Here is a 3,766-nt window from a genome sequence, read left to right as displayed (position 1 = left end):
GCGCCGCGCGCGTTTTCCCGACCCGCTGCCGGTACGGCAATGGGACACCTGTCAATGACGGAAATGTCGCACCGGCTCGCTGCCGGTTCGCTGAGCAGCCGCCAGCTGGTGGAAGAAGCGCTTGCCGCCATCGGCGATCCGAATGGAGAAGGCTCACGCGCCTTCCTGACCGTCTACGCCGAACAGGCTCGTGCCGTGGCGACCGAGATCGACGCGCAGCGGCGCCGCGGATTGGTCGCCTCGCCGATTGCCGGCATACCTGTTTCAATCAAGGATCTGCTGGACGAGGCCGGACAAACTACCCTGGGAGGTTCCAAGGTCCTAGTCGGCCAGCCGCCCGCGCTGGTCGATTCGACCGTGGTGGCGAGATTGCGCAAGGCCGGTGCAGTCATCATCGGGCGCACCAATACGGTCGAATTCGCCTACACAGGGCTTGGCATCAATCCGCACTACGGCACGCCGAAGAATGTTTATGATCGCGCCACCGGCCGCATTCCCGGCGGTTCGACATCGGGCGGCGGCATATCGGTGGCTGACGGCATGGCTGCCGGCGCCATTGGCACCGATACCGGCGGTTCGCTGCGCATTCCTGCGGCGCTCAACGGCTTGGTCGGATTCAAGCCGACACAACGCCGGGTACCGCGCGAAGGCGTGATGCCGCTATCGACTACCCTGGATTCGGTCGGTCCGATCGCCTGGAGCGTTGCCGACTGCGCGTTGCTCGATGCGGTACTCACAGCCGAGACCGTACGAGCACCTCGCACGCCTGCGCTGCGCGGACTGCGATTCGCGGTGCCAAAGACGTTCTTCCAGAATGATTTATCCGATCCTGTAGCACGCGCGTTCACGGCCGCGTTGGCGAGGCTGTCGGCGGCGGGAGCCATCATCGTGGAATTGCCGATGGCCGAGTTTGCGCAGGCGCCGAACATCAATCCAAAGGGCATGATCACCGCCTCCGAGGCCTATGCCTGGCATCGCAAATATATTAAAGACGGCGCCGAGAAATACGATCCGCGAGTATTGGCCCGCATCAAGACAGGCGAGACCATCAGCGCGCCGGACTATGTTGAGCTTCTGACGCTCCGGCGCGAATTCGTCCTCTCGATTAACCGTGCCGCGGCCGGCTATGATGCGATGCTGATGCCGACAACACCGGACATTGCTCCTCCAATCGCCGATGTGATCAAGGACGACGAAAGTTACTATCGCATCAACGGACGCATGTTGCGCAACCCGTCGGTGGTCAACTTATTCGATGGCTGCGCGCTTTCGGTGCCATGCCACCAGCAGGGCGACGCACCGGTGGGGCTCATGATTGCGGGGATTCAAAATACCGATCACCACATTCTCTCGGTGGGGCGTGCAGTCGAGGCAGTTGTTTCGCCGCCTCGAAGCTGAGGTTGGTCTCCCGGTCAGACTGCATGGTCGAGCCGGGAGTTTGTGTTTGCCGGAAACGGCGTGGATGTTTGTTACATTCAAATGGGTCAAAGCAATTGCTTTATCCATCCGCAATGAGACGCCGTGCTTCCATAATCTGCGGCAAACTCTCTTCAATCCAATCGGCCAGCGCCTCCACTTTATTTCCGACCTCCAGCCCGAGCGGCGTGAGGCTGTATTCGACATGCGGCGGAACAACCGGATAGGATTTACGCAGCACGAATCCGTCGGCTTCCAGCCATTGCAGCGTCTGGGCCAGCATCCTTTCGCTGACGCCATTCACCTTCCTGCGCAAATCGCTGAAACGATAGGTCCCGCCCAGCAAGGCGACCAGGATCAGCACCCCCCAGCGACTGGTGACGTGCGTCAGCACCTCGCGTGACGGGCACTTGCCGGTAAATAAGTCGCCTCTCCTCATCTGGGCGGAGAGGGGCATGGTTGCCGCTGTCGGGCTGTCTTCATTCATGGGGGGTACTTACCTTTGTGTTGGTACTTACTAATCATAAGTTTGGATGATATTGTGCCAGTTCTTCTCTCGCATATAAAGGAATTTGACCATGATCGTCGTAACTGGAGCTTCCGGCCAACTGGGCCGTCTTGTCATCAAAGAGCTGCTTAAAACACTGCCGGCAAGCGAAATCGTCGCCGCAGTGCGCACTCCCGAAAAAGTTTCTGACCTCGCCGCCTTGGGTGTGCAGGTACGGCTGGCCGACTATGCCCAACCAGCGACGCTCGACGCTGCATTCAAGGGCGCCGGCCAGCTGCTGCTGATTTCGTCCAGCGAGGTAGGGCAGCGCCTGCCGCAGCATCGCAATGCGATTGACGCCGCCAAGCGCGCCGGTGTCGGCCTGGTGGCCTACACCAGCGTCCTGCGCGCCGAGACGTCGCCATTGGGCCTAGCCGCCGAACACAAGGCAACCGAAGCACTGCTGAAGGCGTCCGGCCTGCCGCATGTAGTGCTGCGCAACGGCTGGTACACGGAAAACTACCTGGCCAGCGCACCCGCCGCCCTGCAGCATGGCGCCTACATTGGCAGTGCCGGCGAAGGCCGGATTGCGTCGGCTGCACGTGCCGACTACGCCGCCGCAGCTGCGGCCGTATTGACCAGCGCCGATCAGGCCGGCAAGGTGTACGAATTGGCTGGCGACGAAGCCTATACATTGACGGAACTTGCGGCTGAAATCAGTCGCCAGTCGGGCAAGACGGTGGTCTACCAGAACCTGGCGGAAGCCGATTTCAAGGAAGCGCTGCTTGGTGCAGGCTTGCCTGAGCATGTCGCCGGTTTGCTGTCGGATTCCGATCTCGGGGTATCTAAAGGCGCACTGTTTGACGATGGCCATCAGCTGAGCCGGCTGATCGGCCGGCCGACCACGGCACTTGCGACGCTGGTCGAAGCAGCGCTCGCCTGATCCGCTCCTGTCAAGAAACCGAGGCCACCACCATGAACCAGAGTTGCAGGCATTTTTTCTCCGCCGCTGCCGTTGCCTTGTCCGCGCTGGCCATTATGGCGGTAGTCCCGAGCCATGCGGCTGGCAAAGGAACAAGCCACAAACAGCAAGTCGTCGCACTGCTCAAGAGCCTTGAAACGGGGGACTCGGAAGCTGCGTCGTCCATCAATCCGCAGAAATATATCCAGCACCACCTGACTATCGCCGACGGCCTGGCCGGTTTCAAGACGCTGTACGCTTTGCCCAAGGGCTCGGTCAAGGTAAATACGGTGCGCGTGTTCGAGGATGGCGATTATGTGTTTGCGCATACCGACTACCTTTTATATGGCCCAAAGATCGGTTTTGACATCCTCCGTTTCGAGCACGGCAAGATCGTCGAGCACTGGGATAACCTGCAGGAGACCCCGGCCAAGCCGAATCCTAGCGGCCGCTCCATGATCGACGGCGAGACGGCCGTTTCAGACCTCGACAAGACAGAGTCCAACAAGGCGATGGTGCGCAGTTTTGTCGACGACATACTGGTCAATCACCGGATGGATAAACTCGCCGGATATTACGACGGCGACAATTACATCCAGCACAATCCGCAGATCGCCGATGGACTGTCTGGCCTGAGCGCCGCACTGCAAGCCAGGGCCAAGGCCGGTCTCAGCATCAAGTACACGCGCATCCACAAGGTACTGGGCGAAGGCAATTTTGTACTTGTAGTCAGTGAAGGGATCGCCACGGATAAGCCGGTTTCCTTATACGATTTGTTCCGGGTACAGGACGGCAAGATTGCCGAGCACTGGGATGTCCACCAATCCATTCCGCCGCAGAGCGAGTGGAAAAACCAGAACGGGAAATTCGGTTTTTGAAGCCCGCCGGTTTTCGCCGGCAGG

The 3,766-nt window shown here is 60.0% G+C and carries 4 protein-coding genes; 3 read left to right on the top strand and 1 reads right to left on the bottom strand.

Annotated elements, in window-relative coordinates:
• Positions 1–39 precede the first annotated feature (39 nt).
• Positions 40–1,398 carry an amidase gene (locus JWQ61_RS02755; protein WP_304359165.1) on the top strand — a complete coding sequence of 453 codons (1,359 nt, stop codon included), beginning with the start codon at positions 40–42 and terminating at the stop codon, positions 1,396–1,398.
• A gap of 100 nt (positions 1,399–1,498) precedes the next feature.
• Here JWQ61_RS02755 and JWQ61_RS02750 read toward each other — a convergent pair whose 3' ends face one another.
• Complete coding sequence (locus JWQ61_RS02750) at positions 1,499–1,903, bottom strand: helix-turn-helix domain-containing protein (protein WP_304359164.1); 405 nt, start codon at positions 1,901–1,903, stop codon at positions 1,499–1,501.
• A gap of 91 nt (positions 1,904–1,994) precedes the next feature.
• Here JWQ61_RS02750 and JWQ61_RS02745 point away from each other — a divergent pair, with 91 nt between their 5' ends.
• On the top strand, positions 1,995–2,846 hold the full coding sequence (locus JWQ61_RS02745) for an SDR family oxidoreductase (RefSeq protein WP_304359163.1): 852 nt from the start codon (positions 1,995–1,997) through the stop codon (positions 2,844–2,846).
• A gap of 32 nt (positions 2,847–2,878) precedes the next feature.
• A complete protein-coding gene (locus JWQ61_RS02740; RefSeq protein ID WP_304359162.1) occupies positions 2,879–3,742 on the top strand; it encodes a nuclear transport factor 2 family protein in 864 nt (287 codons plus the stop codon).
• The last annotated feature ends 24 nt before the right edge of the window (positions 3,743–3,766 follow it).

The sequence above is a fragment of the Collimonas fungivorans genome, assembly GCF_028292705.1.
Taxonomy (GTDB): domain Bacteria; phylum Pseudomonadota; class Gammaproteobacteria; order Burkholderiales; family Burkholderiaceae_D; genus Collimonas; species Collimonas fungivorans_B.
The sequence above is the reverse complement of the archived record's forward strand: the minus strand, read 5'-3'. Positions and strand labels throughout refer to the sequence as shown.